The sequence below is a fragment of the Methylobacterium aquaticum genome (assembly GCF_016804325.1).
Taxonomy (GTDB): domain Bacteria; phylum Pseudomonadota; class Alphaproteobacteria; order Rhizobiales; family Beijerinckiaceae; genus Methylobacterium; species Methylobacterium aquaticum_C.
In genome coordinates, this window is the sequence record NZ_CP043627.1 from 2,320,283 (window position 1) to 2,341,805 (window position 21,523).

Sequence of the window (21,523 nt, forward strand, 5' to 3'; positions counted from 1 at the left end):
CGGACATGCGAACGCCCGCCGGAAGGGGCGGGCGCGCGAGACGATGAACGGCCCGAGGGGCCTATGATCGACTTGGGGGTACTCGGTACGCGGTACTGGTACGCGGAGAGGCGCTTTACGCGACCGAGCGGGCGATGCCCTGGATCTCGAAGCGGCTGATGCCGAGATCGTCGAGCTCGCGGTCCGAGAGGCGCGACAGCTCGTGCACGGTCTCGCGGTAGCGGAGGTAGGAGCGGATCTTGCTGAGGATGAGGGAGACGAACATCGGATTTGACCTCTGGACGGGCAGCCGGTGCGAACCGTTTCGGCAGCGGCTGCCTGTCTCTGTTGCAACGCACCATATGGGAAACGGCTGCGGTGGTGGGAGAGGGAGTCGCGTAAGCCAGCCATGCACGATCCGCATGCAGCGCGCAGGGAATCGTCAACCAACCCCTGTGCTCGCCGATTTGGCAGCACTCTGGCGCATGAAGCGCAAGGATTGCGGGCATTTAGGCACTATGCTGCACACGCGAAGGGCGGTGGTGCCGGCGGGGGGCCAAGGGATGCTCGGGAGGGGTGAAGCACAGGCAGGCGGCAGTCGGTGATGAGCCGGTGTGCAGTGCGGCAACACGCGCGGTCGGTGCCGATTCTGGCAGCATGCGCGTGTCTGCATGGGGCGCAGGCTCCCGCCTTCACACGCCGCGAGGCGTCCCGGACCGGACGGGTGCGCCGACTCGCCCGTCAGCATGTGTCGAACAGCGATGCATGAGACGAATGACGCGGTTTCTCCCCCTTGCGGCAGGGTCGTCCGGAGAAAATCGTTGCGCGTCTCCCTCTCCCTGGTGGGAGGGGGTTGGGGGTGAGAGTGGCACGTTTCAGGGGAAAGCTGACAGCGTCGTGCCGGCAGCGGAACGGCTCGGATTTATCCGGCGCCGTTTCCAGCCTGTGCGATCTTCGATCGCCCCTACCCCTCTCCCACACCTTGCCGCGATACTGGGCTAGCCCGGCATTGCCTGGAGAGGGGATCCCGCGATCGTCTCGCCCTGGAGGCTTTCCTGAACAGCCCCGCTGTCGCAGGAAGAAAACGAGCTGCAGCCGCCCTCAATGCAGCCGCGGCGCCACCAGGAAGGACGCGCGGTCCGCCGACACGACCGGAATGGTCAAGGTCCGCCCGTCGCGGTTCACGGTCAGCGGCACGGTGATGCCGGCGGGGCCGAGCGCCCAGACGGCGCGCAGGAAGCCCGCGAGGTCGGCCACCTCGGTCTGGCCCACCGCCAGCAGGATGTCGCCGGCGCGCAGGTCGGCCGTCTCGGCGGGCGCGCGAGGCGAGAGGCCCATCACCACGACCTGGTCGTCCATCTCGGTGGCGTAGAGGCCGAGCCAGGGGCGGGGCGGGCCGGAGACCCGGCCCAACGTGGTCAGGTCGTTCAGGATCGGCTTCAGGAGATCGATCGGCACCGCCATGTTGATCGGGCGGCTGTCGCGCCCGCCCTGCTGCAATTGCAGCGAGCCGAGGCCGGTGAGCTCGCCCGCCGGGCCGATCAGCGCCGCGCCGCCCCAATGCGGATGCGAGGGCGCGGTGAAGATCGCGTCGTCGAGGAGATATTCCCAGTAGCCGGCGAATTCCTGCCGGGCCACCACCTCGGCGGCGACGGCGCGGGTACGGCCGCCGGCCCCGGCCATCACCAGACGGTCGCCGACGCGCAGGTCCGCGGCGCTGCCGAGGGGCAGGTACGGCAGGTCGAGGCGGCCCAGCGCCTGGACCAGGCCGAATCCGGTGGCGGCGTCGTAGCCGACCACGTGGCCCGGCGCGGTGCGGCCGTCATGGGCGGTGAGCCAGATGCTCTCGGCTTCGGTGATCAGGTAGCCGATGGTGAGGACCAGCCCGTCCTCGCCGATCAGGACGCCGTTGCCGGCCCGCTCGGTGCCCAGGATCTCGGCGGTGTAGGCCCCCTCGGGCACCCGCGAGGACAGGGCGACGACGGCGGTCAGGGTCTGGTCGAGATCGTAGGAATAGGCGGAGGGGCGGGGCTGCACCGCGGAGGGAATCTTCCAGTCGCCGGGCGCCGCCATGATGGTCTCCTGCCGGGGCGTCTCGTGCGCGCCCCGTGTCTCGTGTCGTCCGGCGGAGCGCGACGCCCCGCCCGTTCGCTCCCGTTATAGGTCGCGGAGCCGGGCGCAACAGGCATCGCTTGCGCCACACACAAGAACGCCCGGCTCGACGAGCCGGGCGGGAGAGGAGGGGTCTCGAAACGAGGCGTCTCGGAGGAGGCGCCGCTTGGATACTCTCGAACGGGCCCGGACAGGTGCCGGGCCCGAACCGTCCTCAGTACTTGCGGACCAGCGGCACCGGCGCCGGCTCGGGCGCCGCCGCGACGGTGTAGAGCGGGGCGACGACGCGGAACCAGCCCTCGGTCGAGTAGGCGCGGCGGTCGGTCGCCAGGCCGGTGAGCGGCGAGATCTGGCGCGCCGAGGTGGCGACGTCGCGGGCGACCCAGGCCTGGACCGTGAACTTGCCGAAATCGTAGCCGACGAGGCCGCCGAGGGCGAAGCGGCCGCCGCCGCCGCCCACCACCGTGCCGCAGGTGGCGAAGTTGCCGGCGCAGGGCGCGGCGTTGGCGAGCTGGGCGCGGTTCGGCAGGTTGGCGGTGCCGTAGCCGATGGCGCCGATCTCGAACTTGCCGAACTTCTTGGTCGCGGTCAGGTCGAGGTTGAGGGCGTCGGTCGGGAACTGGCTGCCGTAGAAGCCCGGGATGCCGTTGCGGCCGCTGAAGCGGGCCGGCGTGTCGTAGAAGTTGTAGGTGAGGTTGGCGGTGACGTTCCAGCCGTCGCCGGTATAGCTGATGGCGAAGCCCTGGCGGTAGGTGTTCGAGGCCAGGATCGGCAGGCCGCCGCCGCGGCCGGCATTCAGTTCGTTGAGGTAGACGCCCCGGACAGGTAGCTGACGCCGATGTTGTTGCCGAGATCCCAGGCGAAGATGCCGCCGACGAAGGTGCCGACGTTGATGCTGGTGTCGCGGCCGCCGGGGGCGCGGGAGAAGGTGAACACGGTCGGCGGAGCGACCACGGCCTCGACGCGGGCGCCGAGGATCTTCCACGGGGTCGACCAAACCAGGACCGGGATGTTGACCGCGGTGTCGGTGGAGGTGAGGTTCGGGCCGTCCGGGCTGCGATAGGTGAAGGTGTTGATGGCATAGACACCCTCGGGCAGCGGCGCGCCGATCGCGAGGCCGACCTGCTCACCCGGAACCGTCGTGGTTTGCGCGAAGGCGGCATTCGCCGAAACGCTCAACGACAGGGCAGCCGCCCCCGCGGCCAGCCAATACTTGCCCATGGTCCTTCCTTCCCTAAATGATAACGGACCGGGGCACGTCGAATCGCAGGCTCGATCCGCGCGTCGTCGCAGCGCGCTTCGACCGAAGCCCTGTTGCACCCGGCCCCCGCCCGGCGACACAGTCTGAACACCACGATGGTCTTCCAGATTGTCCCGGATTGCCAGCCCTTTGCTCGCTGGAGAGGCAGAGGATGCGGCAGCGTTGCGCAAATGACGCATTCTCGTCATGCGGGCGCCACTTTGTACTTTGGTGGTACAGAGCAAGAAATCGGCAACAAATGCCGGCTTGCTGCGCCGCACAGGCGGGTTTCGCGCCCGTGCGGCCAAGCTTCGCGGGGGTTTTGGGGCGTGAATCTACTCCGCCGCCTGCTTGCTGGTCGCCGGCTTGCGCGCCCGCGGCGCCTTCGCGGCCGGCTTCGCGGCGGGGCGGCGGGCCAGGACCTCGCGCAGGAAGCGGCCGGTATGGCTCGCCTCCGAGGCGGCGATGTCCTCGGGCGTGCCCTGCGCGACGATCACGCCGCCGCCGTCGCCGCCCTCCGGGCCCATGTCGATCACCCAGTCGGCGGTCTTGATCACCTCGAGGTTGTGCTCGATCACCACGACGCTGTTGCCCTGGTCGACCAGCTCGTGCAGCACCTCCATCAGCTTGGCGACATCGTGGAAGTGCAGGCCGGTGGTCGGCTCGTCGAGGATGTAGAGGGTGCGGCCGGTGGCGCGCTTCGACAACTCCTTGGAGAGCTTCACGCGCTGGGCTTCGCCGCCCGAGAGCGTCGTGGCCTGCTGGCCGACCCGGACGTAGCCGAGGCCGACCCGGGCCAGGGTCTCGAGCTTCTCGCGGATCGCCGGCACCGCCTTGAACAGGTCGGCCGCCTCCTCCACCGTCATGTCGAGCACGTCGGCGATCGAGCGCTCGCGGTACTTCACCTCCAGGGTCTCGCGGTCGTAGCGCTTGCCCTTGCAGACGTCGCAGGTGACGTAGACGTCGGGCAGGAAGTGCATCTCGATCTTGATGACGCCGTCGCCCGAGCAGGCCTCGCAGCGCCCGCCCTTGACGTTGAACGAGAACCGGCCGGGCTGGTAGCCCCGCGCCTTGGCCTCGGGCAGGCCGGCGAACCAGTCGCGGATCGGCGTGAAGGCGCCGATATACGTCGCGGGGTTCGACCGCGGCGTGCGCCCGATCGGCGACTGGTCGATGTCGATGACCTTGTCGAGATGCTCCAGCCCTTCGAGGCGATCGTGCGGGGCGGGATGCTCCAGTGTGCCGTTGAGCTTGCGCGCCACCGCCTTGTAGAGCGTGTCGACGACGAGCGTCGACTTGCCACCACCCGAGACCCCGGTGATGCAGGTGAAGGTGCCGAGCGGGATCTCCGCGGTCACGTCCTTCAGGTTGTTGCCGCGTGCGCCGACGAGGCGCAGCATCTGCGGCGCAGGCTTTTCGCCCTTCGTGGCGGCCGGGACCGTCTTGGCCTTGCGGCGCATCTTCGGCACCCGCACGGAGAGGGCGCCGGTGAGGTACTTGGCGGTGAGCGAGTTCGGGTCGGCCAGCAATTCCGGCGGCGTGCCCTGTGCCACGATCCGCCCGCCATGGATGCCGGCGCCGGGGCCGACATCGACGACGTAATCGGCTTGCAAAATCGCGTCCTCGTCGTGCTCGACCACGATGACCGAGTTGCCGAGGTCGCGCAGGCGCTTCAGCGTGCCGAGCAGGCGCTCGTTGTCGCGCTGGTGCAGGCCGATCGAGGGTTCGTCGAGGACGTAGAGGACGCCGGACAGCCCGGAGCCGATCTGCGAGGCGAGGCGAATGCGCTGGCTCTCGCCGCCCGACAGGGAGCCCGAGCCGCGGGCGAGCGTCAGGTATTCCAGCCCGACATCGACCAGGAAGGTCAGCCGGTCGCGAATCTCCTTGAGGATGCGAACCGCGATCTCGTTCTGCTTCTGCGTCAGGTGCTCGGGCAAGTCGCCGAACCAGCGATGGGCGTCGCGCACCGACAGGACCGTGGCGTCGCCGATGTCGGAGCCGGCGATCTTCACCGCCAGGGCCTCGGGCTTCAGCCGCTTGCCGCCGCAGGCCGAGCACGGCGTCTCGGCCATGAACCGGCCGATATCCTCCCGCGCGGTGTCGCTGTCGGTCTCCTTGTAGCGCCGCTCGAGGTTCGGAATCACGCCCTCGAACGGCTTCGACACCTCGTAGGCGCGAAGCCCATCATTGTAGGCGAAGCGGATCTCGTCGCCGTCGGACCCGTAGAGCACCACCTGGCGGGCGGCCTCGGTGAGCTTCGACCACGGCGTGTCGGTGCGGAAGCGGTAGTGACGCGCCAGCGCCTCCAGGGTCTGGCCGTAATAGGGCGAGGTGGATTTCGCCCAGGGCGCGACGGCGCCGCGCGACAGGCTGAAGGACTCGTCGGCGATGACCAGCGTCGGGTCGATCCGCATCTCGTGGCCGATGCCGCCGCAGGTCGGACAGGCGCCGAAGGGGTTGTTGAAGGAGAACAATCTCGGCTCGATCTCCGGGATCGTGAAGCCGGAGACCGGGCAGGCGAAGCGCGACGAGAAGGTGATGGGTTCGGGCGCCTCGCCCTCCTCGGGGGCATCGGCGAAGGTCACGACCGCGATGCCGTCGGCCAGTTCCAGGGCGGTCTCGAACGAATCGGCCAGCCGCGACGCCATGTCGGCCCGCACCACGATCCGGTCAACCACCACGTCGATGTCGTGCTTGAGCTTCTTGTCGAGCTTCGGCACGTCGTCGATGGCGTAGTACTCGCCGTCGATGCGCAGGCGCTGGAAGCCCTTCTTCTGGAACTCGGCGATCTCCTTGCGGTACTCGCCCTTGCGGCCGCGCACGACGGGGGCCAGCAGGTAGAGCCGGGTCTTTTCGGGCAAAGCCAGCACCCGGTCGACCATCTGGCTGACCGTCTGGCTCTCGATCGGCAGGCCGGTGGCCGGCGAGTACGGGATGCCGACCCGCGCCCACAGGAGGCGCATGTAGTCGTAGATCTCCGTGACGGTGCCGACCGTCGAGCGCGGGTTCTTCGAGGTGGTCTTCTGCTCGATCGAGATCGCCGGCGACAGCCCGTCGATCTGGTCGACGTCGGGCTTCGACATCATCTCGAGGAACTGGCGCGCATAGGCCGAGAGCGACTCGACGTAGCGGCGCTGCCCTTCCGCGTAGATGGTGTCGAAGGCGAGCGACGACTTGCCCGAGCCGGACAGGCCGGTGAACACCACCAGCTTGTCGCGCGGGATCGTCAGGTCGACGTTCTTCAGGTTGTGCTCGCGGGCACCCCGCACCGCGATCACGCGCGCGTCCGCGGAACGGTCGAAGAGCTTGTCGAGAGAGGCCATGCAGGAAGGCTCCGGGCCGCCGCCAACGGGGCGCGGCCAGGCTTGGTGGGACCGGGGACCGGCCGGGAGCCCGCGATGCCGAGAACCCTGTCGACCGTATTGGTTGACCAGATGGGGCGCCGGGGCCTCCGGGCCAAGGCTCCGGACAATCTCGATCGATGACTAGAACAAACTGCGTACATCGGCAACCGCCGCGATCTCACAAGCTGAGCGGCGCGTTGTCGATCACCTCCTTCATGACGAAGAAGGTCCGGGTCTGGCGCACGCCGGGCAGGGCGATCAGGATCTCGCTGTGCATCCGGTTGAAGTCGGCCATGTCGGAGACGCGGATCTTGAGGAAGTAGTCGAAGTCGCCGGCGACGAGGTGGCAGTCGAGCAGGGTCGGCATGGCGAGCGCTGCCGTCTCGAAGGCTGAGAAGCTCTCCGGCGTCGAGCGGTCGAGCACCACGCCGACCAGGACCAGCGAGCCACGCCCGACCTTCTCGGGCGCCACCACGCCGCGCACGCCGCGCAAGTATCCTTCGTCGAACAGGCGCTGGGTGCGACGGTGGCAGGTGGCCGGGCTGGTGTTGACGCGCTTGGCGAGCTCGGCGTTGCCGATCCGGCCATCCTCTTGCAGGAGCCGCAGAATTTTCATGTCGATGCGGTCGAGCCCGGTGCTCATGAGAGATCCTTCCATCCAGAAGCCCGAAGATGGATGCTCGTAGCACGAGGATGGCAAAAACAAACGTTCCTCGATCCAAATATCGGTGCTATTCGAGAGCACCTTTCATCGAACGCCTGATAGGGTGAACGCGGCTTCCACACAGGACCCCGGCGATGACCCAATCGATGCTGTCGCAGTTCGAGCGCTACCCCCTGACCTTCGGCCCGACCCCGATCGAGCACCTGCCGCGCCTGACCGCGCATCTGGGCGGCGACGTCGAGATCTACGCCAAGCGCGAGGACTGCAATTCGGGCCTCGCCTATGGCGGCAACAAGCTGCGCAAGCTCGAATACATCGTGCCGGACGCGATCGCCTCGAATGCCGACACCCTGGTGTCGATCGGCGGCGTGCAGTCGAACCACACCCGCATGGTGGCGGCGGTGGCGGCCAAGATCGGCATGAAGTGCCGGGTGATCCAGGAAGCCTGGGTGCCGCACGAGGATGCGGTCTACGACCGGGTCGGCAACATCATGCTGACGCGGATCATGGGCGCCGAATCGCAACTCGTCGACGAGGGCTTCGACATCGGCATCCGCGACAGCTGGAAACAGGCGATCGAGGACGTGAAGGCCAAGGGCGGCAAGCCCTACGCGATTCCCGCCGGTGCCTCGGTGCACAAGTTCGGCGGCCTGGGCTATGTCGGCTTCGCGGAGGAAGTCCGCAAGCAGGAGGCCGAGATGGGCATCCGCTTCGACTACATCATCGTCTGCACCGTCACCGGCTCGACCCATGCCGGCATGGTGGTCGGCTTCAAGCCCGACGGCCGCGCCGACAAGGTCATCGGCATCGACGCCTCCTGCACCCCGGCCCAGACCCGGGCGCAGGTGCTCGAGATCGCCCGCAACACCTCGGCTCTGGTGGGTGCCGGCGAGATCACCGAGGACGACGTGGTCATCAAGGAGGACTACGCCTACCCGGTCTACGGCGTGCCCTCGAAGGAGACGGTCGAGGCGATCCGCCTCGCGGCCCGGCTCGAGGCGATGATCACAGACCCGGTCTACGAGGGCAAGTCGATGCAGGGCATGATCGACCTCGTCCAGAAGGGCTTCTTCCCCAAGGGCTCGAAGGTGCTCTACGCGCATCTCGGCGGCGCGCCGGCGCTGAACGGCTACAGCTATACGTTCCGTAACGGCTGAGGCGGGCGGGGCGCGCTCGGCGGCTGATGCTCGCCCCGAGCGCACCGACGGATGTGCCACCCTCCGTGTCATCCCGGGGCCGCGCAGCGGAACCCGGGATCCATAACCGCCGACGATGCAGGATGAAGCGGTACGCAGACCGCCTCGTTCTTCCACGTCAGCGTTTATGGATCCCGGGTTCTCGGCTTTGCCGAGCCCCGGGATGACACTGAGAATGTCAGATCCGATCGCGAGAAACCATCCATGCGAAAAGAAGAAGCCCGGCCGCTCGTCACGGACCGGGCTTCTTCATCTTCGATACTCAATAACCGTCACTTGTCGGTGCACAACCCCGCCTCCGACAACCGCCGATGGTGCCGCGGGTCGCAATCGGTGGCGAGGAACGAGGCCCATTCGGCCTTGGTGCCGTAGAAGGCGTTGCGGTCGACGTCGCCGCGCACCCCCGGCACCCGGCCGGTCGAGGTGAACTGCCACAGCATCCAGTCGCGGTTGGCGTAGCGCTGCTCCGGCTCGGCCGCGGTGGAGCGGACCCAATGCGGGTAATCCGGCAGCTCGCCCTCCAGCACGTCCTTGTGGAAGGTGATGTCGGTGTAGATGATCGGCCGCTTGCCGGTATAGATCTCCATCTCCCGCAGCATGTACTCGGTCATGGCGAGCGCCTGGGCCTTGGGCAGCTTCTTCGGGCAGAGCTGCGAATGGCCGTTCCACTCGACGTCGAGGACCGGGGGGAGGGCGGTGGGGTCGTTGGGAACGTTGCGCTTGAACCAGTCCATCTGGTCCTTGGCCGAGCGGCACCAGAACACGAAATGGTAGGCGCCGCGCGGCACGCCGGCCCGGCCGGCGCCGTCCCAGTTCTCGCGGAATCGATCGTCGACGTGGTCGCCGCCCTCGGTCGCCTTGATGTAGGCGAACTGGGTGCCGGCGCCCTTCACCGACATCCAGTCGATCGGGCCCTGCCACTTCGAGACGTCGATGCCCTGGATCGGGTGCAGCTTCGCCTTGGCGACGCCCGGATGGGGCTTCACGTCGCCCTTGGTCGGGTAGAAATCGGCGCCGCCGCCGGCACAGGCCGCGAGCGCGGCGAGGCTCGCCGCCGCCAGGGCGCGCTTGCCCCACCGAAGGCCGCGCGACACGGCGGAGGACCACGGGGCGGAGAGGATCGTCGACTCCATCGGCATCGGGGCGCGGCCTGACTTCACGCGGAACACTATGGCTATTCGATGCGACGGGGCCGGTTAATGGGACCTTGACGGGATCGCGACGGAATTCCGAAACGCGTGGCGGATAAGCCACGTAAGGCCTCCCGGCGGCTCGCCCGCGCCTCCCCCATCGGGCATAAGCCCCCGCCAGATCTCATCTTTGCCGGGACGGGCCATGGCCAAGGTTCTGTTTACCATCGGGTACGAAGGCGCGGATACCGAGCGCTTCACCGCTGCCTTGCGCGCGGCCGGGGTGGCGAGACTCGCCGATGTGCGGGCTGTGGCGGCTTCGCGCAAGCGCGGCTTCTCGAAGACCGCGCTCGCCGCTGGCCTGACCGAAGCGGGCATCGGCTACACGCATCTGCGCACCTTAGGCACGCCGAAGGCCGGCCGCGAGGCGGCCCGCGCCCATGATGCCGGGCTGATGCGCCGGATCTACTGCGAGGAGGTGCTGGAAACCGGCACAGGCCAGGCCGCCCTCGACGAATTGACGGCTCTGGCCGAGGCCGGGCCGACCTGCCTGCTCTGCTTCGAGCGCGACCCCGAACGCTGCCACCGGCGGATCCTGAGCGAGCGGCTGGCGGGGAGGGGGTTCGCGGTGGTGGATCTGTTCGCGTGAGGTGCGGGAGAGCGGCCGCATTCCCGCGCCGGGACGATGAATCCGTGTTTGCTCGCCGAATCGGCCTGAACCGCCTCGCTACCGCGCACCGTCATGTGGTCGAGGGATTTCAGGCTCCTCTTCCCAGCCGATCGCCGGACGTGATGGCAGGAGCCGTCGATCGTGCTAACCTCGACGCATGAGCAAAGCACGCGCCGGCAAAGTGAAGAAGCTGTCTGGAGGACTCGTCCTCGGGCTCGGCGCGTTCGAGAAGATCAGCGCCATCGAAGGAATCCGGCTCACCGACGAGATGAAGCGCGACCTTCACGCATTCGAGCAGCGCAGCATGAGCTCCGAGGAGCGCACGCGCTTCATCACGGAAAAGTACGGACGGAAACTGGCTTGACGACTTCATGTACGAGTCCATTTCCGACCCGTACTGCTATCCAAATTCGACTGTTCTCAAAAATATACCCGGCCTGATCACACACGCCGAACTCGATCGGTTCGAGGCGATCGCAACGGCACGCCGTTTTCAAGAAGCGATGCCGGGAGGACGCTGGAGCGTTCGACATTATCGCGCCGTTCACCACCACATCTTCCAGGACGTCTATCCGTGGGCGGGACGGCTGCGCACGGTCCGCATCTCCAAGGGCGACAGCGTCTTCTGCTACCCGGAGCGTCTCGCTATCGAACTACGACGCGTGTTCGAGAATCTCCGGCGGAGCGGAGTCCTTCGCCGACGGGATAGGGCCGGTTTCGCAGCCGGCGCGGCACATTTCCTTGCCGAGCTGAACGCCATCAACGCCTTCCGGGACGGCAACGGCCGTGCGCAGCTCGCCTTCGTCGCCCTGCTCGCGGCTCAAGCCGGACATCCACTCGATCTCGGGCGGCTTGATCCGGCCGCGTTCCTGTCAGCCATGATCGCCAGCTTCCACGGCAACGAAGAGCCGCTGGCGACGCATCTCATGGCGCTCATCGTATAGCGGGATCGGCGCATCACGGTTCACGGCGAGACGGGCCACGGATGCGTGTAGCCAGTGCCAGCGGCTTCAGCCCTCGCCCACCCGCGGCATGGGCGTTTCGCCCGGCAACGCCCGCAGCAACCCGAGCCGCCGCCCGCGCCGGGCCGGTGCCCCCTCCGCGTGGGCCCGCTCGATATTGCCGTAGAACTGGTCGGCGCTCGCCTCCCAGGTGTAGCGCAGCGCCTCCGCGCGGCAGGCCTCGCGCGGGATCGCGAGGGCCGCGCGAGCCGCCGCACCGAGATCGTGGTCGAGAACCCCGACTGCCGTGCCGCCGATCACGTCGAGCGGGCCGGTGACCGGATAGGCCGCCACCGGCAGCCCGCTCGCCAGGGCCTCCAGGAGCACGATGCCGAAGGTGTCGGTCAGGCTCGGGAAGACGAAGACGTCGGAGGCCGCATAGACGCGGGCCAGGGCCTCGCCGGTGAGCGTGCCGAGGAAGCGCGCCGCGGGAGCGATCCCGGCGAGCCGCGCCCGGTCCGGCCCGTCGCCGACGACGAGCTTGGTGCCGGGGAGGTCGAGGCGCAGGAAGGCCTCGACGTTCTTCTCCACCGCGAGCCGCCCGACGAACAGGAAGAACGGGCGGGGCAGGCCCGACAGTGCCTCCGGCAGTAATTCACCGTCGCGGGGGCGAAACAGCTCGGTATCGACGCCGCGGGTCCAGCGCATGAGCCGGGTGAAGCCGCGCCCGGTCAGATCACGCTCCAGGGACGGCGTGCTCACCATCGTGCCGCTCGCCGCACCGTGGAAGCGGCGCAGGCACGCATAGCTCCAGCGTTCCGGCACCGGCAGGCGGGCAGCGAGGTATTCGGGGAAGCGGGTGTGGTAGCTCGTGGTGAAGGGCCGCCCCTGCGCCAGGCAGACCCGGCGGGTGGCGAGCCCGATCGGCCCCTCGGTGGCGATGTGGACGTGGGTCGGCGCGAGAGCTGGGAACCGGGCGGCGACGCCGCGGGCGGTGACGAGCGAGAGCCGGATCTCGGAATAGCCCGGCAAGGGCACGCTGGCGAAGTCCAGCGGCGTCAGCATCACCGGGTCGTGGCCGCGCCGGCGCCCCGCCGCCATCATGTGCTCGAGGGAGCGGACGACCCCGTTGACCTGGGGATGCCAGGCATCGGTCGCGACGAGGAGCCTCACGCGACCGCCCGGGTGCCGGCGACGGAAGGGGCGGGCAAGGGCGCGCGGGCGGCGGACGCCAGTTCCTCGACCGGGGTGCCGCGGGAGGTGAGGGGCTGCCCCGCCTCGGCATGGGCCCGCTTCCACTCGGCGAAGCGGATCACCTCCATCGTGCCGTCGTAATGCTCGACCACCGCGGTGCAGGATTCGACCCAGTCGCCGGTATTGAGGTAGTGCAGACCGTCGACCATGCGGCTCGCCGCGTGGTGGATATGGCCGCAGATCACCCCGTCGGCCTCGGCCCGGCGGGCCTCGGCGATCAGGAACTCCTCGAAGCGGCCGATGAAGTTGACGGCGTTCTTGACCTTGAGCTTGGCCCAGGCCGAGAGCGACCAGTAGGTCAGGCCGAGGCGCCGGCGCACCCAGTTGAGATGGGTGTTGACGAAGAGCGCCGCCGTGTAGGCGCCGTCGCCGAGCAGGGCCAGCCAGCGGGCGTGGCGGACCACGAGGTCGAACTGGTCGCCGTGGATGACGAGGTAGCGCTTGCCGTCCGCCGCCTCGTGCAGCACCTGATCCTGGATCTCGATGCCGCCGAAATGCATGTCGAGGAAGTCGCGCAGGAACTCGTCGTGGTTGCCCGGCACGTAGACGAGGCGAGACCCCTTGCGCACCTTCCGCAAGAGCTTCTGCACCACGTCGTTGTGCGATTGCGGCCAGTACCAGCCCGAGCGCAGCTTCCAGCCGTCGACGATGTCGCCGACGAGGTAGATTTCGTCGGCATCGACCTCGCGCAGGAAGTCGAGCAGCAAATCGGCCTGGCAGCCCTTCGTCCCCAGATGGAGATCCGAGAGGAACAGGGTTCGCACGCGAAGCGCGTCGGCGTCCTCGGCCACGTGCATTCTCCTTGGCGGCGTCTCGCGCCAGCCAAACCCTATTCGCGTATCACTTTGATGACGCGGGGACGGAGCCGGACACCACCGCCGGGGGCGGCAAGCCGGAATCCATTGGCGAAGGCTTAACATCCACCATGCGGATCGCGCAGGTCAGACGCCCGAGCAAACCTCTATCTCGGCCGTGCCGATCCGTGGTTCTGACAGGACGCCCCGCCGCGCCTCGCGGCCGGCCTCTCCCCCGCTTCTCCGCAAGAAAAGCACCACGCCCATGGCAGCCCCCCTCGTCGTCCCCGGCCGGTCGGTCACCGGATCTGGCGCGTCGGGCCGCGCGGCCGCGCGACCCTATCTGGGGATCGGGCTGAAGGTTCTCTCGGCGCTCGCCTTCACGCTGATGTCCGCCGGGGTGAAGGTCCTGGCCGACCGGTTCCCGACCGGCGAGATCGTGTTCTTCCGCTGCTTCATCGCCATCGCGCCGCTGCTGCTGTGGCTGCGCTGGCAGGGCGGGGTGATCGACGCCGTGCGCACGCAGAACCTCAAGGGCCACGTGCTGCGCAGCATCATCGGGGCCTGCGGGATGTTCGCGGGCTTCGCCGGCCTCTCCTACCTGCCGCTCTCCGACGCGGTGGCGATCGGCTACGCCTCGCCGATCCTCGTCGTGGTGCTGGCGGCCGTGGTGCTGCGCGAGCGGGTCCAGGCCTATCGCTGGGCCGGCGTCTCGGTCGGCTTCCTCGGGGTGCTGATCACGCTCGCCCCCCATCTCGAGTTCGGCGGATCGAATGGCGGCGGCGCCGCCGGCGCCCTGTTCGCGATCCTGGCCGCGGCCTGCTCGGCGGCGGCCACCATCCAGGTGCGCAAGCTCACCGGCACCGAGCGCACCGGCGCCATCGTGCTGTACTTCTTCCTGTTCACCTCGCTGCTCGGCCTCTCGACCCTGGCTCTCGGCTGGAAGATGCCGGGCTGGTCGGATCTCGCCCTGTTCGTGGTCGTCGGCGTGCTCGGCGGCATCGGCCAGATCCTGCTCACCGAGAGCTACCGCCACGGCGACGCCTCGCTGGTCGCGCCGTTCGAGTACACCACCATGCTGTGGTCGGTGCTGATCGGCTGGTTCGTGTTCGGCCAGCTTCCCACGGCCGCGATCGCGGTCGGCGGCGGCATCGTGGCGGCGGCCGGCGTGTTCGTGGTCTGGCGCGAGCGGCGCCTGGTGGTGGAGCGGGCCCGCGAGGCGGCGGCCGGCGGGGCGCGGGCGGGCTGAAGACGGGCCGTTGACGCCCCCGCTCGCTCGCCCTTACTCCGGGGGATCGCCGATCGGCCCGCGATCGCCGGGCCCAGCAGGAAGCGCCCCATGCCCGCATGCCCCCGCCCCACAGGAGCACGCTCGTGAAGTCCGAGGGCGGGCACGCGACCGCGCCGGTGGACCTGCGGCTCTACGGCCTCCTCGATGTCGGGGTGTGCGGCGGCGACGCCGAGCACCTCGCCCGGATGGCGGCGGAGGCCGCGGCGGGGGGATGCACCCTGCTGCAATACCGCGAGAAGACGATCGCCAACGCCCGCGAGACCGTGGCGCGCCTGCGCCGGATCCACGCGGCTCTCCAGGGCACCGGCGTGCCGCTCCTGATGAACGACCGGGTCGACCTGGCGCTGGCCGCCGGCCTCGAGGGCGTGCATCTCGGCCAGGAGGACCTGCACCCGGCCGATGCGAGGCGCCTCCTGCCCCGCGGCGCGATCATCGGGCTCACCGTCAAGAACGCCGCCCAGGCCGACGAGCTCTATCGCCTGCCGGTCGATTACGCCTGCATCGGCGGCGTCTTTTCCACCACCAGCAAGAACAACCCGGACCCGCCGGTCGGGCTCGACGGGCTCAACCGCATCGTCTTCCGGGCCCGCCTCGCCCGTGGCGGCAACCTGCCGGTCGGGGCGATCGCGGGGATCGACCGCAGCAACGCCGCGGCGACGATCGGGGCGGGGGCGGACGGGATCGCGCTGATCTCGGCCCTGTTCGGCACCGGCCGCGACGTCGAGGCGCGGGCGCGCGACCTGCGCGGCGTGATCGACGGGGCGCTCGCCGCCAGAGGTTCGGCATGATCGGGTGTCGCACGATCGGAGGCCAGGCATGATCGCCGTCACGATCGCGGGCTCGGATTCCGGCGGCGGCGCCGGCATCCAGGCCGATCTCAAGACCTTCTCGGCGCTCGGCGTCTACGGCGCCAGCGTGATCACCGCGCTCACAGCCCAGAACACCCGCGGCGTCCAGGCGATCCACGACGTCGAGCCCGAATTCGTCGCCCGCCAGATCGAGAGCGTCTTCACCGACCTCGACGTGAAGGCGGTGAAGATCGGCATGCTCTCGCGCATCCCGACGATCGCGGCGGTGGCCGAAGGCCTCGCCCGCCATGGCGCCGGCCTGCCCCTGGTCCTCGATCCGGTGATGGTGGCGACGAGCGGCGACCGGCTGCTCGCCGACGACGCGGTCGAGGCGCTGCGGGTCAAGCTCGTGCCCCACGCCGCCCTGCTGACCCCGAACCTGCCCGAGGCCGCGGTGCTGCTGGGGGAGGGGATCGCGACGACCGAGGCCGCGATGCTCGACCAGGGACGGCGCCTCCTGGCGCTCGGGCCCCGGTCCGTCCTGATGAAGGGCGGCCACGCGGCCGGGCCGGACAGCGTCGATCTGCTGATCGGGCCGGGCGACCATGTCCTGCGCCTCGAAGGTCCCCGCATCGCGACCCGCAACACCCACGGCACCGGCTGCACGTTGTCCGCGGCCATCGCCGCCGGGCTCGCCCGCTCGCTCACGCTGCCGGAGGCGGCGCGGGCCGCCAAGGCCTACCTGAGCGCGGCGCTGGCCGCCTCGGACCGGATCCGGATCGGGCACGGCAACGGTCCAGTGCATCATTTCCACGCCTGGTGGGGCTGACGCACCAACTCCCCGGAATCTCCCTGCGCGGCCGGATGAACCCTTGCGCCCATCCCGCGATTGCGTTTGATGGAGCGTACGGACGTTCGGAATGCGGAACGCTTCGTGACGATCCAGCGGGGTTCAAGGGCGGGCGATGGGTGTCGAGCGGGGGCGGGAACGCGGCAAGGACCTGTTGACCGGGGCACAGGTGCTGTCGGGGCAGCTCGGCAAGACCATCCAGCGCCTGCGCAAGGCCTACAACCTGTCGCTCTCCGAATTGGCCGAGCAGTCGGGCGTCGCGAAGTCGATCATCAGCCAGATCGAGCGCAACGAGACCAACCCGACGCTCGCCACGATCTGGCGCCTGAGCCAGGCCCTCGACGTCTCGATCGAGCGGGTGCTCGCCACCGGCGACGAAGAACCCTTCATCGAGAAGTCGTCCCGGGCCGACACGCCGATCCTGGTCTCCGACGACGGACGGATGCGGCTCGCCATCATCGGCTGGATCAAGACGGTCGAGTGGCTGCAATGGTACGACCTCTCGGCCGATCCCGGCGGGGTGCTCGATTCCGACGCCCACCAGCGCGGCTCGGTCGAGTGCCTGTCGGTCACCGAGGGCGAGTTCGAGGTCGACGTGGCCGGGGCGATCCAGCGGGCCCGGGCCGGCGAGACTCTGCGCTACCGCTGCGACCGTCCCCACACCGTGCGCTGCGTCAGCGACATGACCGGGCGCGCCATCATGGTGGTGATCATGAAGGCGGCGGTGATGGAGTGAGGGGATAGCCCTCAGGCGGCCCGGCCCATCGTGAAGTCGACATGGACCGAATCGAACGGGAAGCTGACCCGGTCGTCCGCCACGCGTTCCACGACCCCGGCCTTCGCCAGGGCGTCGATGTCGGCCTGCACCTCGTCGGCGTCGCGGCCCAGCCGATCCGACAGGGCCGACAGCGACTGCGGCTCATGGCCGACCAGGGCGCGCAGCAACGTCCATCGGCGCGGCGTCATCACGGTCCAGAGCTGCTCGACCGAGGCGAAGGAGATGAAGGCGCCCTGCTTCTCGCCACGGAACGCTGCGCTCAACCGGGCCTGAGTCTCCGCGATCCCGGAGACACCGATGGTCACGGTCCTCATGACGGGCTCCCCCTCTCCTCGATCCGACCCGCGACCTCATCCTGAGGTGCTGGCGATCGAAGATCGCATTCGACCGCAGGGAGCCTCGAAGGAGGGCTCCAGAAGTCTCGGCAATCCCTGGAGCCCTCCTTCGAGGTCAGTCGATCTTCGATCGACTGACACCTCAGGATGAGGTCGCGATAGGGAATGGAGGACCACGACTCGTTTCAACGTCGCAAGGCTACGTCATCCCCCGGCGTTGATCCACCGCACCAGATCCGCCAGCACCATCGACAAGGCCCGATCCAGCCCGTTCGCCGCCACCGGGGCGCTCACCTCCGTCACCGGGACGCGGGCCTGGAACACCTTGGCGGCCACCACCGTGCCGGTGCTGTCCTGGACCAGCTTGGCCGAGAGATCGACCACCGCCTCGCGGGTGCCGGCATTGATGTCGAAGGCGCGCAACTCGGTGATCAGGATCGTGTCCGCCGCGACCTTGTCGCCCGGGCGGCTCACGGATTTCAGCCGGTTGGCGTTCTCGAGGCTCTGGATCAGCCGGGTCTGGACGAGCCGCGGCAGCCGGTCGGCCCATTGGCCGCCGCCGAGGAAGGACACCGACCCGCCGGGCGCGCGCACGATGATCCGGTCGGCCTCGAAGGGCTGGAGCCCGACCGGCTCCGCCACCACGATCGAGCGCCGCGCCGCACCGCTGCGCGCCGCCCCCGGCAGGGCGGTGAGGTCGAAGGTGGCCGGCACGGCGCCGCTGCCGCAGGCGCCGAGGACAAGGGCGAGTCCGGCAGCGAGAAAACCGGGAGCGCGGCGCGGGGAAGGGGCCTTGAGGAGCATGGGAGCGGAGGGACCGGAAGGCGGGGCCGGGACGGGCCCGGAAGCTTGACCAGAGATGGGGGGACAACGCCCGGCCGGGCGCAGCGCTGCAACCGCCGCGAGGCCGCACTGCAACATGGTCAGCGACCGTTGTATTCGGGCAACGACGGCTTGCCGCCGAAGATCACCTGGGACGGGTCGCGCTCGATCTTGCGCACGGCGCTGTTGAGGCTGTTGAGGGTGCGCTGGCCGTCGGTCGAGAGGGTCTGGACCTCGCGCCGGCCGGCGCCGCTGAGACGGCTGACGCTCGAGGTCAGGGTGGCGGTGCGCTTGTCGAGGTTCTCCGACATGGTGCGGAAGGCGCGGCCCGCCTCGCGGATCGAGATCGCGGCCTCGCGCACCTCCGCGAAGGTGCTCTTGCCGGCATCCCCCGAGGCCGAGCCGAGGAAGCCCTCCGCGCCCTTCAGCACCGCGTCGAGCCGGTCGGCGGAGGCGTTGAGCTTGCCCGCCAGCGCCCGCGCATCGTGAACGCCCGCCTGCATGTCCGGCGAGGCGGCGGCGAGCGCCGCGGAGAACTTGTCGGCATTGTCGACCAGGCTGGCGAGCTTGCGCCCGTCCACCGCCTTGGTCAGGGCGTCGAGGGCCGGCGCGCTGTCGCCGAGCGTCTTGGAGAACCGCTCGACATTGGCGAGCGTGCGGTTGATCGCGCCCTCGTTGCCGGCAACCACCCGGTCGAGGCGCTGGAGCATGTCGTCGGCGCGCTGCGCGATGGTGCGGGCCGCCGCCATCAGGTCCTGGATGTCGGAGGCGTCGGCGAAGATCGTCGGGACCGGATCGTTGTTGGTCGGGGCGAGCGGCGGCGCGTCGGCGCTGCCGCCGGCGAGCGCGATCGAGGCGACGCCGGTCAGCATCGTCATGTCGAGGCGGGCGCGGGTATCGGCCCGCAGGGGCGTGCCGCGGTTGACCTCCACGATCGCCGTCACCCGGCGCGGGTCCTGCGGCAGCAGCCGCACGTCGGTCGCCTCGCCGACCCGGATGCCGTTGAAGGTGACCACCGCCCCCTTGGCCAGCCCCCCGACGCCGCCCGAGAACACGATGCGCACCGGCATCCGGGCCTGGTTCGACGAGGAGCCGCGCAGCCAGAAGGCGAAGGCGAAGCCGAGCGCGATCACCGCCAGGGTGAAGGCCCCGATCAGGACGTTGTTGGCGCGGGTTTCCATGCCTTAACGGTTTCCGTGCGCGTGCGGGGCGAAGGGCAGGAGGGAAGGCCCGGGAGCGGCCCCAGTGGCATGGCCTCGTCTACCGAGCGTAAGCGAGGCCGGACGGCCGGCGGGTGCGGGAGCGCACATCAGGCGAGCCCCCCGCGAGACCGGGGGATGAAACCGCGCCGGATGTCGGGGACATCTCCGGCACGACGATCGAGCGGGCGCGCTTGCCGTGGAAGTAGGAGCGCAGCCACGGATGATCGGAGGCCAGCATGGCGTCGATCGGCCCCTCGGCGATGATCTGGCCGTCGCCGAGGGCCGCGATGCGGTCGCAGGCGGTGTAGAGGCTGTCGAGGTCGTGGGTGACCATGAACACCGTCAGTCCCAGCGTGCGCTGGAGCGTCGCCACCAGCTCGTCGAACTCGCCGGCGCCGATCGGGTCGAGGCCGGAGGTCGGCTCGTCGAGAAACAGCACCTCCGGTCGAGGGCGAGCGCGCGGGCGAGCGCCGCGCGTTTGATCATCCCGCCGGAGAGCTCGGAGGGCAGCTTGTCGGCGGCGTCGGGCTTCAAGCCCACCATCTCGATCTTGAGCCGGGCGAATTCATCGAGCAGTCGCTCGGAGAGCGCCAGGTGCTCGCGCATCGGCACCTGGATGTTCTGCTTGACGGTGAGCGCCGAGAACAGCGCGCCCTGCTGGAACAGCACGCCCCAGCGCCGCTCGATCACCCGGCGCTGGGCGAGGCTCAGGCGGTCGACGTCCTCGCCGAACACCTCGATCGTGCCCGACCGCTTCGGCACCAGGCCGAGCAGGGTGCGGGTGAGCACCGACTTGCCCTGGCCGGACGGCCCGACGAAACCCAGGATCTCGCCCCGGCGGATGTCGAGGTTGAGGCCCTTGAGCACCGTGCGGTCGCCGAACGCGACCACGAGGTCGCGCACGCGGATGATCGCGTCGCGGCTCGCAAGGGCGGGGTGGGTGGGGCTCGTGATCAAGGGTCGAGGCCGCCTCGTTCAGAAATCGATGGCCGCGAAGAACACCGCGAAGAGTCCATCGAGGACGATGACCATGAAGATTGACTTGACGACTGAGGCGGTGACGTGGCGGCCGAGCGATTCGGCCGACCCCTCGACCATGAACCCCTCGACCGAGGCGATGATGCCGATGATGAGCGCCATGAACGGCGCCTTGATCAACCCGATGACGAGGTGGCGGAAGCCGATCGCGTTCTGGAGCCGGAAGGTGAACGCCTCGAGCGACAGGCCGCCATAGAGGAACGACGTGAAGGCGCCGCCGGCGAGCGCCGCGAGGTCGGCCAGGAAGGCGAGCAGCGGCAGGGCGAGCATCAGGGCGAGGATGCGCGGGACGATCAGGATCTCGATCGGATCGAGGCCCATGACCCGCAGGGCATCGACCTCCTCGCGCATCCGCATCGAGCCGATCTCCGCCGTGAAGGCCGAGCCGGAGCGCCCCGCCACCATGATCGAGGTCAGCAGGACCCCGAGCTCGCGCAGGGTCAGGATGCCGATCATGTTGACGACGTAGCTCTGGGCGCCGAAGCGCTGGAGCTGGATGATGCCCTGCTGGGTGACGATGCAGCCGACGAGGAACGAGATCAACATGATGATCGGCGCGCCGCGAAGGGCGATCTGCTCGATCTGGTTGATCAGCGCCGGGCCGCGGAAGCTGCGCGGGCGGGCGAGCACCCGCAGGCAGCCCGCCACCACCTCGCCCAGGAAGGCGAGGCCGGCCAGGCCCTGGCTGCCGAGGCTGCGGACCCCGGACCCTAAGCTCGCCAGCGGATCGAGGGGGTGGAAGCGCCGGCGCCGCGGGCTGGGCGCGGCCTCGCGATACGCGACCTCGCGCAGGAGGATCAGGTGCTCGGGGGAGGCGCCCGCATAGGCGGTGCCGGCGGGCAAGGCAGCGCGGGTCCGCTCCAGCACCCAGGCACCGAGGGTGTCGAGGCGGGCGAGGCCGGAGAGATCGATGACGACGGGTGCGCCGGCTGCGACGATCTCCGCCGCGGCGGCCTCGACGGCAGGGGCCTGGTCGGCGGTCCAGCGGCCGGCGAGGCGCGCGGCGACGCCGTCGCGCATGCGCTCGACCGCGACGCGGGCCGGATCGGCCCCCGCGTGATGGGTGCGGTCGGCACGGGCCGGCCTCCCTCGTTC

General features: G+C 69.4%; 19 protein-coding genes and 2 pseudogenes. 8 read left to right on the forward strand and 13 right to left on the reverse strand.

Going from position 1 to position 21,523, the window contains the following annotated elements; genetic code table 11:
* Positions 1–115 precede the first annotated feature (115 nt).
* The 5 genes and pseudogenes from F1D61_RS10410 to F1D61_RS10430 form a co-directional block, all read right to left on the reverse strand.
* Complete coding sequence (locus F1D61_RS10410) at positions 116–265, reverse strand: DUF1127 domain-containing protein (protein WP_082173034.1); 150 nt, start codon at positions 263–265, stop codon at positions 116–118.
* Positions 266–1,080: 815 nt separating this feature from the next.
* Entirely contained in the window at positions 1,081–2,052 is a 972-nt protein-coding gene (locus F1D61_RS10415; RefSeq protein ID WP_203157774.1) for a S1C family serine protease, read from the reverse strand.
* Positions 2,053–2,305: 253 nt separating this feature from the next.
* A pseudogene (locus F1D61_RS10420) lies at positions 2,306–3,312 on the reverse strand (transporter).
* 354 nt (positions 3,313–3,666) lie between these two features.
* The gene (gene uvrA / locus F1D61_RS10425) at positions 3,667–6,654 is read right to left on the reverse strand and encodes an excinuclease ABC subunit UvrA (RefSeq protein ID WP_203157775.1); all 2,988 of its coding nucleotides are present in this window, start codon (positions 6,652–6,654) and stop codon (positions 3,667–3,669) included.
* Between the two features lie 199 nt (positions 6,655–6,853).
* The gene (locus tag F1D61_RS10430; protein ID WP_203157776.1) at positions 6,854–7,318 is read right to left on the reverse strand and encodes an Lrp/AsnC family transcriptional regulator; all 465 of its coding nucleotides are present in this window, start codon (positions 7,316–7,318) and stop codon (positions 6,854–6,856) included.
* A gap of 167 nt (positions 7,319–7,485) precedes the next feature.
* On the opposite strand from F1D61_RS10430, the gene F1D61_RS10435 reads away from it, so the two are divergent.
* Positions 7,486–8,496 carry a 1-aminocyclopropane-1-carboxylate deaminase gene (locus F1D61_RS10435; protein ID WP_203159010.1) on the forward strand — a complete coding sequence of 337 codons (1,011 nt, stop codon included), beginning with the start codon at positions 7,486–7,488 and terminating at the stop codon, positions 8,494–8,496.
* A 311-nt stretch (positions 8,497–8,807) separates the two neighbouring features.
* On the opposite strand, the gene F1D61_RS10440 is transcribed toward F1D61_RS10435, so the two are convergent.
* The gene (locus F1D61_RS10440; RefSeq protein WP_203157777.1) at positions 8,808–9,668 is read right to left on the reverse strand and encodes a glycoside hydrolase family 25 protein; all 861 of its coding nucleotides are present in this window, start codon (positions 9,666–9,668) and stop codon (positions 8,808–8,810) included.
* A 202-nt stretch (positions 9,669–9,870) separates the two neighbouring features.
* On the opposite strand from F1D61_RS10440, the gene F1D61_RS10445 reads away from it, so the two are divergent.
* The 3 genes from F1D61_RS10445 (at position 9,871) to F1D61_RS10455 (ending at position 11,279) form a co-directional block, all read left to right on the forward strand.
* Entirely contained in the window at positions 9,871–10,314 is a 444-nt protein-coding gene (locus tag F1D61_RS10445; RefSeq protein WP_203157778.1) for a DUF488 domain-containing protein, read from the forward strand.
* 178 nt (positions 10,315–10,492) lie between these two features.
* The gene (locus F1D61_RS10450) at positions 10,493–10,699 is read left to right on the forward strand and encodes a hypothetical protein (protein ID WP_203157779.1); all 207 of its coding nucleotides are present in this window, start codon (positions 10,493–10,495) and stop codon (positions 10,697–10,699) included.
* 7 nt (positions 10,700–10,706) lie between these two features.
* A complete protein-coding gene (locus tag F1D61_RS10455; protein WP_203157780.1) occupies positions 10,707–11,279 on the forward strand; it encodes a Fic/DOC family protein in 573 nt (190 codons plus the stop codon).
* A gap of 66 nt (positions 11,280–11,345) precedes the next feature.
* Here F1D61_RS10455 and F1D61_RS10460 read toward each other — a convergent pair whose 3' ends face one another.
* Together F1D61_RS10460 and F1D61_RS10465 are read right to left on the reverse strand one after the other, a co-directional pair.
* A complete protein-coding gene (locus tag F1D61_RS10460) occupies positions 11,346–12,449 on the reverse strand; it encodes a glycosyltransferase family 4 protein (protein ID WP_203157781.1) in 1,104 nt (367 codons plus the stop codon).
* On the reverse strand, positions 12,446–13,321 hold the full coding sequence (locus tag F1D61_RS10465) for a UDP-2,3-diacylglucosamine diphosphatase (RefSeq protein WP_203157782.1): 876 nt from the start codon (positions 13,319–13,321) through the stop codon (positions 12,446–12,448). The genes F1D61_RS10460 and F1D61_RS10465 overlap by 4 nt, the downstream gene beginning before the upstream one ends.
* Before the next feature lie 268 nt (positions 13,322–13,589).
* Here F1D61_RS10465 and F1D61_RS10470 point away from each other — a divergent pair, with 268 nt between their 5' ends.
* From F1D61_RS10470 to F1D61_RS10485, 4 genes are all read left to right on the forward strand, one after another.
* Entirely contained in the window at positions 13,590–14,573 is a 984-nt protein-coding gene (locus F1D61_RS10470; RefSeq protein WP_203157783.1) for a DMT family transporter, read from the forward strand.
* A 125-nt stretch (positions 14,574–14,698) separates the two neighbouring features.
* Positions 14,699–15,403 carry a thiamine phosphate synthase gene (gene thiE, locus F1D61_RS10475; protein ID WP_246775817.1) on the forward strand — a complete coding sequence of 235 codons (705 nt, stop codon included), beginning with the start codon at positions 14,699–14,701 and terminating at the stop codon, positions 15,401–15,403.
* Between the two features lie 28 nt (positions 15,404–15,431).
* Positions 15,432–16,232, forward strand: a complete 801-nt coding sequence (gene thiD / locus F1D61_RS10480; protein ID WP_203157785.1) for a bifunctional hydroxymethylpyrimidine kinase/phosphomethylpyrimidine kinase — start codon at positions 15,432–15,434, stop codon at positions 16,230–16,232.
* A 136-nt stretch (positions 16,233–16,368) separates the two neighbouring features.
* Positions 16,369–16,989, forward strand: coding sequence for a helix-turn-helix domain-containing protein (locus F1D61_RS10485; RefSeq protein WP_203157786.1), 621 nt, complete (start codon positions 16,369–16,371; stop codon positions 16,987–16,989).
* Positions 16,990–17,000: 11 nt separating this feature from the next.
* Here F1D61_RS10485 and F1D61_RS10490 read toward each other — a convergent pair whose 3' ends face one another.
* The 5 genes and pseudogenes from F1D61_RS10490 to F1D61_RS10510 form a co-directional block, all read right to left on the reverse strand.
* The gene (locus F1D61_RS10490; protein WP_203157787.1) at positions 17,001–17,345 is read right to left on the reverse strand and encodes a MarR family transcriptional regulator; all 345 of its coding nucleotides are present in this window, start codon (positions 17,343–17,345) and stop codon (positions 17,001–17,003) included.
* A gap of 225 nt (positions 17,346–17,570) precedes the next feature.
* The gene (locus F1D61_RS10495) at positions 17,571–18,170 is read right to left on the reverse strand and encodes an ABC-type transport auxiliary lipoprotein family protein (protein ID WP_203157788.1); all 600 of its coding nucleotides are present in this window, start codon (positions 18,168–18,170) and stop codon (positions 17,571–17,573) included.
* Between the two features lie 119 nt (positions 18,171–18,289).
* On the reverse strand, positions 18,290–19,369 hold the full coding sequence (locus F1D61_RS10500; protein ID WP_203157789.1) for an MlaD family protein: 1,080 nt from the start codon (positions 19,367–19,369) through the stop codon (positions 18,290–18,292).
* Between the two features lie 184 nt (positions 19,370–19,553).
* A pseudogene (locus F1D61_RS10505) lies at positions 19,554–20,302 on the reverse strand (ABC transporter ATP-binding protein); the annotation flags it as partial.
* Positions 20,303–20,365: 63 nt separating this feature from the next.
* Entirely contained in the window at positions 20,366–21,448 is a 1,083-nt protein-coding gene (locus F1D61_RS10510) for an ABC transporter permease (RefSeq protein WP_203157790.1), read from the reverse strand.
* Positions 21,449–21,523: the final 75 nt, after the last annotated feature.